The sequence below is a fragment of the Paenibacillus chibensis genome (assembly GCF_004001045.1).
Taxonomy (GTDB): Bacteria; Bacillota; Bacilli; order Paenibacillales; family Paenibacillaceae; genus Paenibacillus_AQ; species Paenibacillus_AQ chibensis.
The window spans coordinates 1-14,201 of record NZ_BIMK01000054.1 but is presented as its reverse complement, the minus strand read 5'-3'; the positions used below and the strand labels follow the sequence as shown (position 1 = coordinate 14,201).

General features: G+C 43.6%; 16 protein-coding genes. 1 reads left to right on the top strand and 15 read right to left on the bottom strand.

Annotation, left to right across the window (positions count from 1 at the left end):
• Positions 1-114 precede the first annotated feature (114 nt).
• The 14 genes from PCH05_RS26540 to PCH05_RS26470 all read right to left on the bottom strand — a co-directional run bounded on the left by PCH05_RS26540 (position 115) and on the right by PCH05_RS26470 (position 12,655).
• Positions 115-528 carry an NUDIX hydrolase gene (locus tag PCH05_RS26540; RefSeq protein ID WP_127607652.1) on the bottom strand — a complete coding sequence of 138 codons (414 nt, stop codon included), beginning with the start codon at positions 526-528 and terminating at the stop codon, positions 115-117.
• Positions 529-593: 65 nt separating this feature from the next.
• Complete coding sequence (locus PCH05_RS26535) at positions 594-902, bottom strand: hypothetical protein (RefSeq protein WP_164766811.1); 309 nt, start codon at positions 900-902, stop codon at positions 594-596.
• Positions 903-1,039: 137 nt separating this feature from the next.
• Positions 1,040-1,804 (bottom strand): aminoglycoside adenylyltransferase domain-containing protein, encoded by a 765-nt coding sequence (locus tag PCH05_RS26530; RefSeq protein WP_127607648.1) that lies wholly within the window; start codon positions 1,802-1,804, stop codon positions 1,040-1,042.
• 105 nt (positions 1,805-1,909) lie between these two features.
• On the bottom strand, positions 1,910-3,091 hold the full coding sequence (locus PCH05_RS26525; RefSeq protein ID WP_127607646.1) for an S-layer homology domain-containing protein: 1,182 nt from the start codon (positions 3,089-3,091) through the stop codon (positions 1,910-1,912).
• Positions 3,092-3,352: 261 nt separating this feature from the next.
• Positions 3,353-4,114 (bottom strand): hypothetical protein, encoded by a 762-nt coding sequence (locus PCH05_RS26515; protein WP_127607644.1) that lies wholly within the window; start codon positions 4,112-4,114, stop codon positions 3,353-3,355.
• Between the two features lie 27 nt (positions 4,115-4,141).
• Positions 4,142-4,597: a GNAT family N-acetyltransferase gene (locus PCH05_RS26510; protein WP_246049963.1), complete on the bottom strand. Its 456-nt coding sequence runs from the start codon at positions 4,595-4,597 to the stop codon at positions 4,142-4,144.
• Positions 4,598-4,802: 205 nt separating this feature from the next.
• Positions 4,803-5,771 carry a GNAT family N-acetyltransferase gene (locus PCH05_RS26505; protein WP_127607640.1) on the bottom strand — a complete coding sequence of 323 codons (969 nt, stop codon included), beginning with the start codon at positions 5,769-5,771 and terminating at the stop codon, positions 4,803-4,805.
• Positions 5,772-5,957: 186 nt separating this feature from the next.
• Positions 5,958-6,752, bottom strand: a complete 795-nt coding sequence (locus PCH05_RS26500; RefSeq protein ID WP_246049962.1) for a GNAT family N-acetyltransferase — start codon at positions 6,750-6,752, stop codon at positions 5,958-5,960.
• A 253-nt stretch (positions 6,753-7,005) separates the two neighbouring features.
• Positions 7,006-7,506, bottom strand: a complete 501-nt coding sequence (locus PCH05_RS26495; protein WP_127607636.1) for a DinB family protein — start codon at positions 7,504-7,506, stop codon at positions 7,006-7,008.
• A 150-nt stretch (positions 7,507-7,656) separates the two neighbouring features.
• A complete protein-coding gene (locus tag PCH05_RS26490; protein WP_127607634.1) occupies positions 7,657-9,093 on the bottom strand; it encodes a DUF6179 domain-containing protein in 1,437 nt (478 codons plus the stop codon).
• Positions 9,075-9,563 carry a DUF6323 family protein gene (locus tag PCH05_RS26485; RefSeq protein ID WP_127607632.1) on the bottom strand — a complete coding sequence of 163 codons (489 nt, stop codon included), beginning with the start codon at positions 9,561-9,563 and terminating at the stop codon, positions 9,075-9,077. The genes PCH05_RS26490 and PCH05_RS26485 overlap by 19 nt, the downstream gene beginning before the upstream one ends.
• Positions 9,564-9,899: 336 nt before the next feature.
• Positions 9,900-10,439, bottom strand: a complete 540-nt coding sequence (locus PCH05_RS26480; protein ID WP_127607630.1) for a GNAT family N-acetyltransferase — start codon at positions 10,437-10,439, stop codon at positions 9,900-9,902.
• Positions 10,440-10,562: 123 nt separating this feature from the next.
• The gene (locus tag PCH05_RS26475) at positions 10,563-11,465 is read right to left on the bottom strand and encodes an alpha/beta fold hydrolase (protein ID WP_127607628.1); all 903 of its coding nucleotides are present in this window, start codon (positions 11,463-11,465) and stop codon (positions 10,563-10,565) included.
• Positions 11,462-12,655: an alanyl-tRNA editing protein gene (locus tag PCH05_RS26470; protein ID WP_127607626.1), complete on the bottom strand. Its 1,194-nt coding sequence runs from the start codon at positions 12,653-12,655 to the stop codon at positions 11,462-11,464. The genes PCH05_RS26475 and PCH05_RS26470 overlap by 4 nt, the downstream gene beginning before the upstream one ends.
• 203 nt (positions 12,656-12,858) lie before the next feature.
• Between PCH05_RS26470 and PCH05_RS26465 the strand changes: the two genes are divergently transcribed.
• A complete protein-coding gene (locus PCH05_RS26465) occupies positions 12,859-13,305 on the top strand; it encodes a hypothetical protein (protein WP_164766810.1) in 447 nt (148 codons plus the stop codon).
• On the opposite strand, the gene PCH05_RS26460 is transcribed toward PCH05_RS26465, so the two are convergent.
• Positions 13,287-14,201 (bottom strand): serine hydrolase domain-containing protein (locus PCH05_RS26460; RefSeq protein ID WP_164766809.1); only part of this gene is annotated, 915 nt, incomplete at its 5' end. The two genes, PCH05_RS26465 and PCH05_RS26460, sit on opposite strands and share 19 nt — an antisense overlap.

Here is a 14,201-nt window from a genome sequence, read left to right as displayed (position 1 = left end):
TTCAAAAGCAAACCAATCGGCCATATACACATCAATACTACCGAAACAATAAAGGCAACTATCATACAAACACTTATTTTATCTGTTAGTTTGTCCATGGCTGCACCTTGAATGTTATAACGCTAGTAGATGCCTGCTCATATTGACCTGTTCGACCATATGTCCAATGTTCCCTTCGCCTGCATATTGAGACTTGTCAAAGAAATTCTGCGTTAAATCAGACCAATATAATTCGTTCTCATCACCAGCAATATTTACGTCATGTTTTAATTTGCCTGCATAAACTTCTACAACGCATTGCTGTATATAATAGGTAAAATCCATTACATGGTGCAACGTAATATCGTCTTTCGAAATATTTGTTTCTTCAAATAACTCCCTGTAGGCCGCCTCCAGCCCCACTTCTCCTTCCTCAATCTTGCCTCCCACTAAATTGCTCAGTCCTTTGTAAGGATCTTTGAGTCTTCTACACATTAGAATCTGATCCATCTCGGTATTGTAGATCATTAGAACGTTATATCTCTGCATAATAAACCTCCCACTGATACTCTTCGCCTACTTGCTCCTCCAACTAAGGAAGGGAGTACTTTACATTATCCCCCTAGAAATTCCTTCTCGCTTAATCCTAATTTTTCTATTAAAAGGGCTCTGAATCCATTGCCTTTAGGTTCCATCGCCCAATATGTTTTCGAATTTACTTGTACCTGCTGACAACCTGTTGCATGAACCAAAACTACCCTGTCGTCCAAGGAGTTATGGAAATCCATCTCATATTGCACTCCATTATCCGCTGGACAATGGATGATTCCACGAGGAAACTCGGGAAGATGGTTAATGGATGCTCCTAATTCTCTTATCGTTTTTTCATCTACTATCTTTTTGGTGAATTTTGAGTTACTCAAATTGTGTAAAGGATCCTGTCTTTCAATTGTTATGTAGGGCGGATCCATCTCCCTGTTTGAACTCCGTTCATTAGAGCAAGACACTAACAGCAACATGATTACGATTGCGAAGACTAATTTCACTTGCCTTCCGTACCTCATATCCATTTTTCGACCTCTTTCATCATAAAGTCGCGGTAGTCTAAAAGCTGTTGCTCGTCGAGATGAAGGGTCTCCGAGCCATTCTCGTACTTGGCAAGACACTTCGCAATGATAGGCTTATACCGGTCGGGCATTTCCGGAAGAGCCATGGCCCATTCGCCTGCTTCTTTTTTCGAAGAGACAACCGATTCCTTTACGTAAAAAAGAACCCTCGATAAATTAAGCACATAATAAACAGGGTTATCCGTTATTTCTTCTAATGCTCCATCGATATCGGCCTTAATGGAATCGATGTAATATCGGCGATCTATGGGTTGGAAGGCTTCCTTGATTGGCTGTCCAAAAAGGACAATCCCGCGATCGTAGATCACGACAAAGTGGGCTGCTAAATCGGTATCCACGTCTCCTCCGCAGTAATAGTTTTCATCTGCCAGGTACTTTTCTTTGTGGTACGCGGAATAATGAAATTCAAACGGCGTTGGATAGATAAAATTAGCGGCATAGGTTTCCAATACGACGCTCAATTCAAATCCTTTGGCCATTTTCAATTCTTGTTCAAGTTGAATAAGTAGAATAGCCATTTCTCTGTAGGTTTTTTTCGATTGCTTTTCCTTAACCAACACCAAAATATCGATGTCGCTATGTAAGGGATTGAAGCATCCCATGGCCATCGAGCCATGCAAATATACACCCGTAAGAGATTCCGCTAATGCATTTTTCAACAGGTCTGTTACACGATCTAAAACAACTTGCTGATTCATCGGTATGCCTCTCCTTTTCTACCACTATACCACAGGATATGGAAATATTTATCGTGAACTAGACAGCAAAATAAAAAGAGCAGCCCCACCGGGCTGCTCGATCATCTACTCTTCCTTATCCGCATCCATCACATAAATCATCACTTCGTTGTCGCCGTCTTCTTTCAGCTGCTCCGGGTACCGGGCAACGCCCCGGACATGGAAGCTTTTCAGACCGGTCACATCAAAGGAAATTTTACCCGTGCCGTTCCCAAGCTGCTCATAGGTATATGTCTTGGTCTGGTCATTAATGGTCACGAATAGGTCGATGACTTGCCGTGATTCAATCCGAATGGCCACTTTCGACAAACGCTGACCCGGATTTAGAGACCAGGAAGGAGATTCGTCCAGGACGATACCGCTTTCCGGCTCCGAGTAATACAGATTCGACCCAAACCCGGTCGAACTTCCAGGGGATATATATGCACCGGAGAGAATCTCTTCCCTCTTCACATAAGCGTAATCCTCTCCAGCCGCTGCCAGCATCCGATTCAATATGGTTACGATTTCCGCCCGTGTGACCTGCCTGTCCGGGTAAAAGTAACCACTGGCGTCTGGTGTGATAATTCCGAGCTTCATAAAGCTGTATAACGCTTGGGCTTTTACATAATTCAACTCGCCGGCCCATTCAAGCCCCGTTCCTTCCCGAATTAAGGCGAGCTTGGGGTTCATCAAGGATTGGGCCTTGTTATTCTTCTCGAATTCCTCGTAGGAAGCAAATTGACGCCGGGGAATATCCTTCACCCGGGCCAGCTCCTTGGCAGCAGCCGATGCTTTCAATGCCGAGTTTTCCAGACCCTTCATATCGCTGAACAGAGCATCTAGCGTCATTAATACTTCCCAACGGGTCATCGGCTTTTCCGGTTTGTAGATGTAACTTTCATCATCGAAATTTTGGACATCCGCCGCATAAATCGGCCATGTCGTGCTGTACAGCTCGGAGAACTCCCGACTGGCCCAATGGTTCTCCGGCACCCCGGAAATAGCAGCGCTATCGGGATTACGGAGCAGCGGGAAGAGACGATATACCATGACCGTAAATTGAGCCTTGGTTACGGGCTGTCCGGGCTTGAACGTGCCATCGGCAAATCCGGTCAATATTCCGCGCCGATTCATTTCGTCGATAGACGGCTTGGCCCAGGTGTACTGGCGGTTGCCATCCACATCCGAAAATTCCGCCATGACGGGCGAAATCCAGGCAGCCAACAACATCATGCTGGCCATGCAAATGAGTAGTGATTTTTTCAAGATTAATAATTCTCCTTTAAGTTCAGTCTGGTTGTCGATGCGTCCGAAATATTCGCAAAATTCCAGCAGGAATATTGTACCAGATCAGGATCGGTACCTCATTGTAAAAAATGGAAATGAGATCAATCTTATATCCACTGCCCTATAAATGCTTCCACCAAATTCCTGCACACTCTGGAACCGTTGACCATTGATGCTGCATGATTTTCTTGGCTAACTCTTCACTTCTGGAGTATTACACTTGAAACGCATAATCAGCTATTAACATTCAACCAATTCTTTGAATCCATTACGACTCCATAGCCAAAGGGGTGTATGAAGATCAATTAAGGATAGCTCCGTCCCGGTTAGCATATCCTTCCACACGTTATTGACGTTAAATTGAATGTTACTGTCGTTGATTTGCTTTTCTTCAATGAGCCCCAAACGGGCTGTCGCTTGGATAACATGGGTATCTGGTGCTATGGATAAAGCTTCCTTTCCCGTTAGACGGGCATCCGTATAGTTACTAATGACATATAACCAATAATTGCAGATTTTAGGGCCGCTAAGGTACGGAAAATCCTTCTTATGCGTCTTTTGGATATATTCAAGGATGTTAGGTATGTCCCAATCACATGCGATGAACAAGCTCCGGATATCACCTTCAAAATGAGTACATAGGGTGTTACATAATGTTCTCCACGTTGCACAATGCTTATTGGGCTGGAGCGCAACCTTATGCTTCAACAGAAGCTCTCTCAGTTTATTTTCATCCATGGACAAGACCCATTCAGGGTTAAATATTCCCGCCGTTTCTTCATCCGCAAAGGATTTTCGAGCTGAATCCCATAATTTATAAGAGTTACGCTGATAGTTCAGCGCCATAGGTAACGTGAAGTATAGGTAATTCTGAGCTGAGCTCTTGGGTAAATCCGGATTGGCATCCTCAGGCATGATTTCCCCGCCCAGGAGACCGGATAAATACATATTTCTCAACACTCTGATTTTATGTAAAGTCTCATTTCTCTCTAGTACATTCACTTGCGCGATTTCACTCCTTACTGAATATTACATATTTTTCTGGATTTCATTTAAGGATTTAGTATCTGCAATCTTTCTTTTCATAAAAATAGCTACTTCCCCATCTGAAACATCATGATTGGTGTAGTGAGATAAATCAATGCCTTCGATTTTAAATCCACATTTTCGATAGAACCTGATCGCGTTTACATTTGTGTTCTGTGTTTCCAAATTGATTGCTCTGATGTTGTTTTTCTCTGCCAGGCAAACCAATTCATTCACGAGTCGTTTCCCGATCCGTAATCTTTGAAATTGTTCTGCGACTTGGATATGCCAAATCAATAAAGTGTTATTCCATGTCGACTCTTCAGCGATGACGACCCCGACCAATCGAGAACCCAGGTAAGCTCCTAAAGAATATCCCCGGGGTGCAATCTTGCTGTAATTTTCATAGTCGTCGTCACTATTTACATATATTTTGTGATAGGTGCTTTCCAGACTCACTAACCCGATGTCTATGACGGTTCTTTCTTCCGTTTCGAATTTGGTCACGCTGTACTTGGAGTATGAGGAATATCCAAATTCCCCAAGCTCACTCTGTTCTTTCCGTGTGTATGTATGGATTGGCTTAATAGATATCGATTTTATTGAAATCACCCCTCTGAATAACCGCTTATATTTATGACCTTCATTTTACATGTACGAACCATCATACTTGCACTGGAGGCCTGCTCAATCGGGTATCCGGTCGATAATATTTGGTTAACCAATGATGTAATGATGTTTCTTTAAAACCGAGACTCTCATACAAACGTTTCGCAGGATTGCCTTTGACAACTCCAAGCTTCACGACGGTTTCGCCCCGACGCATGATTTCGTTTACAAGATAGGCAACAAAAGCTCTGCCGTATCCACGCGATTGAAGATCATGCCGGACAGAGACATGGCTCAGCTCCTGTCCGTCAATGATTCCTACCGCTACGATTTGATCGTCGACAAGCATCACGTATATGTTGCTTTTATTTGCTGCAAAGCTTTGCCGTTCCCTGTCATTAGGAGGAGAATAATAAGCCGGAAGCATCCCCACTTGTTCATGCATCTTGAAAAAAGCAATTTCGCTAATGTTCTGGCAGATCAAATAATCCTCATCTTCATACTGCCTAACAGAAATATGACTCTCAGGAAGCGGCCCGCCATCACGCTCCATGGTATAGGAGGAATAACTGATATAGTAGCCGTTCTTATATAAAAATTGCAGGGAGGCAAGGTCACCATCGATACATGCACCCATCGAACGTTCTACTGCCTCGCTTCGGGAAAGTAAACCATCCGATCTTTTAATAAGCGCCGTTCCAATCCCCATGCTTCTGTATGCCTTGCTCACAAAGATCGTCGTCTCCGCCTTTCTTTTTAAGCCATCTATGCCGAGAAAAGCAGCGATATCCCCATTGTATCGGGCAACAAATATACCGTCCGCAAACATCCTTTCGCTCTTCAGAAACAGCTCATCAAACAATTCATTTCCGCTTAGCATAGCTCTTATTGCTGCTTTATCCCTTGCGGGTTCATAGGGTGCTAATAACAAGTTATCCACCGGTATTTCTCCTTTTTCCTCATGGATGTAGTCCTTATGAAATATTGAACACGCCTTTATGTCATCAGACTGCCAAATATTCATACGGAGACAATTCCTTAGCCATTCATAAAATTCTCTCCCAGCTATCTTCTTTACTCATGCCTATGATGCCTGCTTCAAACACGAATAATTTACCAAATAAAAGAAACAGCGGCACTTCTAGGACGGGTACACCAAGTCTTAGAGTGCCGCTTCTTGTTTATGCAGATTTTCAGAATATCCGCCGAATTAATCGATAATCAAATCATAGTAATCGGTAATCCTGCTGACCCGAAATCCCGATGATTCGTAAAGGCTCAGAGCTCGTTCGTTCTTCACAGCGACTTCCAGAGCAATGCTCGCCGTTTCATCCTTCTCTTTGACTGCAACAATCGTGTCATTTAATATCGTCCTGCCGTAGCCCCTTCCGCGCTCCTCTGCCGCAACAACAAATCCGAAGATAAATGCCTTGCTATTTTCCAGTCTGACATCGATTTTACCGACGGACCGCATATTTCCATCCTCTGTTCGTACTTCAGCTACGTAAGTAAGGGTAGCCGGAGAGCCTAGCGACTCCTCCGTGAACTTAAGCGCATCCGCTTGCGTCATATCAAAGCCAACGGCGTTGAGGGTGGCTATCGTCGATAAGTCGTTCGGCTCTGCCAAACGAAGTTTGATCTCCTGAACATTTTTCGCAATGCCTGCTCTGCCTGCGGATTCGTCTAACTGCATCCAGTACTCGGAAAAGCTGTATTGTGCCCCAAGTGACTCCAGAAAGGCTTTTCCGGACGAAGATCCATGCGGACAAATAAATATCAGCTTCGATACGCCGCGAAGCACACATCCCTGTACAGCAGCACGTACCAGCTTGCCGAATATCCCTTTACGACGATGCTGAGGATGCACCATGCCGCTAATCTCGACTTCCTTCGAATGGAATTGGTAGATTCCAAGAAATCCGACCAGATCACCGTTATCGTAGAACAAATAATCATTGATCTCCTGCCCCGAGCGCTCCCGCAGCATATCCCAATTCAACTTCAATTCGATGTTCTCTTCCTTATTGCACTTGTCTGCTAATTGTCTAATATTACTTAATTCGTCCTGGCTTAAGGCAGCCGCTGAATATATACCTGTTATTGTCACACACTGTCCTACCTTCATTTTATTAATCAGTCTAGAAACTGAGTAAATTGTAGCATGGAACCTTCGGAGGCAGTAAGTAAAAAACAACTATAGTGAACTTTCTGCCCCATGGCTAAGTGGCGGTTCACCTAGGTCATGCTTAGCTCATCCTTCATCCTGCAATAATTTCTTTTATTTGTTGAATATGTCTCTGTTCATGCAGGTAAAGCGATTCCACCCAATCGATTAATAACATCTCTTTGAATGCGGGGTGGATAAAATGTCTTCTGCTCAGCACAGTCGGGTCGTCCAGGGTATTCAATATCTCATTTAAATTCTTTCTGGATTGGCTCAGCTTATCGACGATTTCTTGATATTCCAATATTTCAGCCGCAGGTCTTGAAATTTCTGGAGCCACTAATTTCCGACTTCGATCAAGGAGAATTTCCAGCGGCTTTTTCTCTACAGATGAATCTTCTTGGCTTTTTAAGCCCCTCCGGATCGCAACGGCGTATAATTCTTCGGTCTTGATGAGATGCTGACATACCTGGCTAATGCTCCAGCTGCCGGAGTCCTTCTGTTTGTTTAACTGCTCATGACTCAATCCGCTCAGAACATCTATTAATTCATCTCTTGTTTCTGATAACTTCTGATTGATTTCTTGAAGCTCCATCGATAACTCCCCCTTTTTAAACATTTAAGATATTACAATAAACGTTTCCGAACCGTAATAAGTTTTGAAAATATGTTGTAATTCGATGTCATAGACGTCTTTGTAATACATATCATGCAAGTCGTCGTTTTATACTTTATTTTTCCTCTATTAATAAAATGTCATTTGCTCGTAATCTACTGCGTCCATGACCTTCTCGATCGCCTGCACACGCTCCGGATCCATCCTGCCCAGACTCCGTACAAACTCCATATGCCATTCTGACTCATACGATATCGCCATCAGCAAAATAGATCGTAAATCCCGAGAATCACCTCGCAGCTCCTCATAAAAAATAAGTTTTGCCAGAATGGCCAGCTCCATATTACCGAATGAATGGAAGAGGTGATCGTACTCATCACCCAGCAAGCAATCCGACTCCAGAAGATCCAGGTAGTCATGTAGTGAATGCACGCGGGATAAAATCAGGTTCACCTTATCTTCCACCCGTTCGCATGCCATGATTTCATGCCATAATTTTCTTAACGCAATATCGCTCAAGCGATCCTCTTCGTGAAAGGAAATGATCATCGATTGCTCCGATTTTTCCCGTTCCGTAATCACAACGGCCCGCAAGCTGCTGTGTTTTGCGGCATTCGTGACTCGATGGACGAGGTTTAATCTGCATGCATCCATATATGCTTTCAATCGTGAATAGAGCGGCAATGCCTGTTGAAGCTGTGCCATCCCCTTGAATAAGACAGAATGAATTTGTGATTCCGTAAGACTCATGAACCGCTGCTCCAGGCGGTTGAATTGACTTTCCGAAATTCGGATGCAATTAGGAGCCCCGCCGGATAGCAAAGAAAATATCGCTTGATGCAGCACCAGCTCATACATATTGAAAAGCTCGATGCGGTAATCGAACCTGCATTCCTTTCCGTAATTCACCAACAAATCCATACATTCCTGCGGATCGAACAAGGAGCAAAAATCATTCTCCATTTGCAACCGTTCCAGATACTGCTTCATATAAAACACGCCTTGAAGCCTCATGTCATCCACAGCCAACGGATAATCAATACTGGCCATCGTATTATGCGCTTCAAAGACGATGCCATATTTCCTGAGAAAAACCGGCAGGGATTCTTCGATGGTAAGATGATAAGCTTCCACTGGAATGTCCAGTTTATTAGCCATGACTTCTTTATACAGTGCCTTGGTCTCTTCAAAGCATTGGCTAACCTTCTTCACGCCACGATCATAGATCTGTTGAACATCCATCGATTTGAGCTGCGCAACCGCCTGCTCCGGCGTTTCCAATTCAAACAGATAGGCATCTGCTGCATACATGATTGACGTCAGAATACTCTCTGCTGTTTCTGTCGTGACCGAGCTGCTTTCACCTTGGGTATATCGCTGAATCAGCTCCTTCAGAATTTGCATCAGCCCATGCTGGATACGCATCACGTCTTGGCTCGCCAACAGGCCTGCTCGCATACCTTCATTCATCAAGCTCACGGTATACTGATTGCGCATCAGTCTGGACTTGCAGATCATGCCACGAGGGGTTACATTCAGGTTGTGATTCAAATCCTCAGATCCCATTCGCCATCTTCTCCTTCTTGTGATGACTCGGTTCGCGATAACTCCCTCCGGAACGCGTCGGCGTATTCCTCAAGCTTACTCTTTAACAATTCCAATGATCCCTCGCACTCTTCTTCAAACAGCACCATCATCATGTCGATCAGTTTCATATCCCCAATCCGGTCTTCGGTTTCATTTCTTAAATAGTAAAAAACTTCATGAAGTTCATTTAATGTATCTGCATAGTTCTCCTGCTGGATAAACGAGGAGGCTGAAAATACCTCAATCAGTCGCTTAGACACCTCGATGCCTAATTCCACGCGTCCGTACATGTGTAATACCTGGCTTCTCACCACCATCATCTGTTCAATATCCAACGGGGTCAAAATCAAGCCATATTCCCTGGTCTTCTCATTCAATTCCAGCAGCTCAGAGCTAACCATATCCTGTGTTGGAAAAAGCAAACCGCGAAAGATACGGGACAAATGCATGTCACACCATCCAATCCCAAAAAAATTGTTGACTTTCACTTAAATCCATGGTATATTAAATTTATATATGTTCATAATATTATATTTCCGACTTTCATGTATGTCAATGAAGGTTTTTTGTTTTGTTTAAAAATAAAAGGTTGGGCGATTTCTGCCCCACCTTTTTTTACGTCTGAGCGTCCTCATGGCTTAAGTGCCATCCCCTTCGGCTCGATGAGATCCGACCGGCCAGATGTCAGCGTATCTTCTATTTGAGCACGTTATAACCTTTGATAGTAAAATAAAAAAACTGTTTCACAGGTTACCTGGAAACAGTTTCTACACGGCGCATCATGATCATGTTGCGACCACATGCTGGATGTCTTCACGTCTTTCTAAAAAACCCAAGCGTTTCACATGATACAAATCATAGATCTGCTGTGTATGATTTACCGACTTATATACTTCATAGTTCGTATCATTGGCTAACTCGATATAGGGTAGTTTTTCTACGGCTTTCTTCGATCGAATATTTTGCTTTCGGATTTTCATAAACACCGTATCGATATGATGTTCAAGAAACAGTTCAGACAAAAAGGATTCCTTGGCGCGCCGGTTATAGCCTTGTCCGAAATATGGAGTTCCGATCCAGGTAGCCATAAAGCCTGTATGATGAACAATATTATACAGATCAATGGTACCAATGGGATGTCCCATTTCGTTAAGAATCGTTCTGGAAATACATGTCCCCTGCTCTTCTTCAGCTATCAGCTGTTTGGTCATAAATAAATACTCTTCATACGATTGGCATGGATAACGAACATAAGGAAAAACGACAGGATCCATCATTAAGCTGTACAGTACATGACATTCGTGCAGATCGCGTTTTTTTATCATCTTATCAGCCACCTAGTCCTTTTGTTTCGTTATATCGGTCAATATAAGTATATAAAAGGACTTGGGGCATTTAATGAAATCTACCGTTACTTTGTGTAAAATTCACTCTGGAAAAAGAGTACATTAACCTAAAATAAATCTCAACACTTCATTCGTATATTTCTCCGGTTCTTCCAGCCGCGGAAAGTGAGCACTATGTTCGAACAGAACCCTTTTGCCATCATGCATATGTTGTTGATAGGCCTGCTGCTGAACATGGCAGCAAACGGGATCGTATGCCCCCGTGATCAGCAGGGTTGGATGGGGTATTTGGGATAATTGCGGCATCAGATTCTTAAAAAACTCACCTTCATCCTGTAATTTTTGAGTATGCATACCAGTATGGCTCCACATTTCGTTTGAAGGTATCCCGATTTTCATGATCTCTCCATATTCATCCGGAGTGATTCCCTTAAAATACAATAAATCTTTATCCTCGCCCATGAACTCAAAGATACTTCCTATAGCATTCCATAATTCTTCAGCCGAGTAGTCACCGCTCAGATACTTGCTGGTTTGTTCCATTCCCTTCGGGTTGTTGTTTTCTTTAAACGTATCATTTGCTTTGGAGATGATTGATCTCGCTGCGCTGTACACGTCAAAACAAGGTGATTCAAACACTATTTTCCGAATCGAATCCGGGTAATCCAGCGCGTACTTTACTGCCAAATATCCACCGAATGAGTGACCCAACAGGTTCCAGCGGTCCACGCCCAATTGATCTCTTAATTCCTCAAGATCTTTAATGATATCGTCGACTCCAAACGGTTCATCCGCCTGAATGGGATCCGAACGTAGCACACCTCGTTGGTCGAGAGCTACGACTCGCAAGGAATCAGACAATGCTTTTGCCTGGTAGTAGCAAAAATCAATGCAGCTTGATCCTGGTCCACCATGTAAGTAGAGGAGGACGTCCTTGCTTGCTTCGTTGTATTGTTCAACATATAATCGAGTCCCGCGAATCGTTATGAAAGATGAATTCATCATTCCCTCCGATCCTCTTCATGCTCCGTCAATGACTGTTCCGTAAAATGGAAAAATGCCATCGCATTCTCTTCGGTCGCAAAACCGGCCTGCGCCATCTTGTCGCTGCCTCCGCCTTTACCGCGATAATCGGCCAGATGCTGCTTGAAGAACGTACCGCAGGCGAAGCCGCTCTCTCTTCCTTGGACAAAAAGCACCTTGTTGTCCGATTTGGATATGAATAGCACGGTAACTTCAGCTTGGTCGGTAAGCCTCGCTGCCAGGTTCTGCATATCCTTCAGCGGCTTGTCCACGAACACATGCCTGATGAAGCGGCCTTGACGGTCTCCCAACAACTTTTCAGCCAGATAAGCGTCATTCTCAGCCTTGACGGCGTTCAATTCAGCCTGCAGCAGCTTTTGCTCCTGGTCCCATTTGGCAATCCGGTCCAGAATCTCTTCCTTTGCGGTATTAAATCTGACGGACAGGCTCCCCAGTATCTCCATTCCGTCATTAAATTCTTTCAGCGCACGATAGCCGCATTTAAAATAGAGACGCAGATGCCCCTTCATCTTCTCCGCTCTGAGCAGTTTGATCATTCCGATTTCACCCGTCGCGGAAACATGCGTGCCGCCGCAGGCGTTGTATTCGATACCTTCGATTTCAACGATCCGGATATCCTCGGTTACTTTCGGCTGCTTCACCAATGGCAGAGCGGCTGCCTGCTCCCGGCTCACAAAGTAATTCGTTATCTTCCGGTTCAGGTAAATCTGATCGTTGACTTCTTGCTCCAGCATCATCAGGTCGTACGGAGGCAGATCAGATCGCGCGATATCAATGGTGGCGTAGTCCACACCCAGATGGTAGCTGAGCGTCTCTGCCTGGCACACCTCCAAACACATGGCAGACAGAAGATGCTGGCCGCTGTGATGCTGCATATGGTCGAACCTTCTTCCCCAATCCAAACGGCAGCCAACCTCATCCCTCTCAGGAAAACGCTCGACTTTATGTAGAATTTCTCCATCCTCATAAAGCACATCTAGAACGGGAATTGTATCAATCCAGCCCAAGTCGCAAGGCTGCCCTCCCCCGTGCGGATAAAAGGCGGTCTCCTCCAGCACCAGATATGTTCCGTCCTCCCGCTCCAGCTTACGCGTGATTCGTGTTTCCCACTCCCGGATATAAGCAGAATGGTAATATAGCTTTTTCGTCATCATCATGTCCTCGCAATTCCCAGGTTTAAGTTACTTTGATCTTAGCTTACTATAAAACGATCCCGATGCGCCAAAATCCTCCTGAAAAGAAGCAGCTAGAATATCCATGAATTACTATTATGAATTTCTTCCTATTCCGTTTAATGTGAGTACACATCCAGATTTTGAAAGGACGCCCTACTTTGAAACCGTATAAGAAAGCAATGTCAGTCATCGTTGTTATTTCATTCATCATCGTGTCTTCTATTGTCGTAACCAGTAAGGTTTACTTCTTTAATCCATTTACGTTCAAGAAGGATCATATCACCTATTTAAGCTGGAAAAATTACAAAAATCCTGTTTCCCTGACCGTCGAATACTATGATGACCAATTTAAAGGCATACATAAATCAATTCAAAATAAAGGTGAAATTCTACATGTTTTAAAGGAGTTAAAAACGGCTCCAAGAACAAGCCATTATATAGCACCAACTAGCTTTGATAAGTCCAGAGAGTTCTATCAACTGACGCTACTCGGAAACAAAAATGAAGTCATGTTGTTTGCAACGGTGTATACGTACGATCAAATGGTTGTCGTTAACAAAGACTCGGATATCGAGGAAACCATGAAGGTATCTAAAGAGTTTATGGATTACTTAAATTCTTTATAAATGATTTCATCCATTTTACCAGCTATCCTGCCTGCACCCTTATTGATATTACCGATGATATGTGCATGTATCTTGTTCTTTGCATAAATGGATGATTGCATAATGACTCCCGGGTCACTTCCCATTACAAAATATTTGAAAATGGTATCATCAACGATCCTTATCCAAACACCGTATCCGTAATAGGTTTGACCCTCCTCGTGAATATGCGGGGTCAATAAAATTTCAGTATATTCTTGAGACAACAATTGGTAATGAAACAAGGCATCCCAAAACCGAGCTAGATCATGAACTGTCGTAAATGCGCCTCCATCAGGTCCACCTTTGATTGGAAGTGAATACATATTCGTCTTCCACGTTTGATCCCCATCAATATATCCGATTGCCGTTCGTTCAGGTAATTGATCCATTCTGAAATAACCTGAATCCAGCATCCCTGAGCGTTGAAAAATATTCTTTTCCACGTATTCTGAAAATCCCATCCCAGCGATCTGTTCCACGACTAAACCTAGTAGAATAAAACCTGCATTATTGTAAGAGAATCTCTCCCCCGGCGAGAACTTCATTCGGTCATTCTGAAACAGAGGCAAAAAATCTTTTGGTGATTGCATGGAATACATCGGATAGTCCTTCCAGAGTTCTTCAAAGTCCCCCATGATTTCCTCATCAAAATAATCTGGAATACCTGCGCTATGGGTTAGTAAATGATGGATCGTAATGTTGGAATCAAAATATGGAAACGGTTCATCCAAACAATCTTTTACACAGGTATTAAAAGATAGTTTCCCATCTTGAACAAGCTGACAAATAGCAACCGAAGTGAAAATTTTACAGCCGGAAGCGATCCCGAATCTAGTATGCGGATGGTTTAGGATTCGTTCAGAACGATTGGCATG

Bases quoted from the DNA above. Each gene is read 5' to 3' on its own strand.
- PCH05_RS26540 (WP_127607652.1), bottom strand. From the start codon at position 528: ATGCAGAGATATAACGTTCTAATGATCTACAATACCGAGATGGATCAG.
- PCH05_RS26530 (WP_127607648.1), bottom strand. From the start codon at position 1,804: ATGAATCAGCAAGTTGTTTTAGATCGTGTAACAGACCTGTTGAAAAAT.
- PCH05_RS26505 (WP_127607640.1), bottom strand. From the start codon at position 5,771: ATGAATATTTGGCAGTCTGATGACATAAAGGCGTGTTCAATATTTCAT.
- PCH05_RS26495 (WP_127607636.1), bottom strand. From the start codon at position 7,506: ATGGAGCTTCAAGAAATCAATCAGAAGTTATCAGAAACAAGAGATGAA.
- PCH05_RS26490 (WP_127607634.1), bottom strand. From the start codon at position 9,093: ATGGGATCTGAGGATTTGAATCACAACCTGAATGTAACCCCTCGTGGC.
- PCH05_RS26485 (WP_127607632.1), bottom strand. From the start codon at position 9,563: ATGCATTTGTCCCGTATCTTTCGCGGTTTGCTTTTTCCAACACAGGAT.
- PCH05_RS26480 (WP_127607630.1), bottom strand. From the start codon at position 10,439: ATGATAAAAAAACGCGATCTGCACGAATGTCATGTACTGTACAGCTTA.
- PCH05_RS26475 (WP_127607628.1), bottom strand. From the start codon at position 11,465: ATGATGAATTCATCTTTCATAACGATTCGCGGGACTCGATTATATGTT.
- PCH05_RS26470 (WP_127607626.1), bottom strand. From the start codon at position 12,655: ATGACGAAAAAGCTATATTACCATTCTGCTTATATCCGGGAGTGGGAA.
- PCH05_RS26465 (WP_164766810.1), top strand. From the start codon at position 12,859: ATGTCAGTCATCGTTGTTATTTCATTCATCATCGTGTCTTCTATTGTC.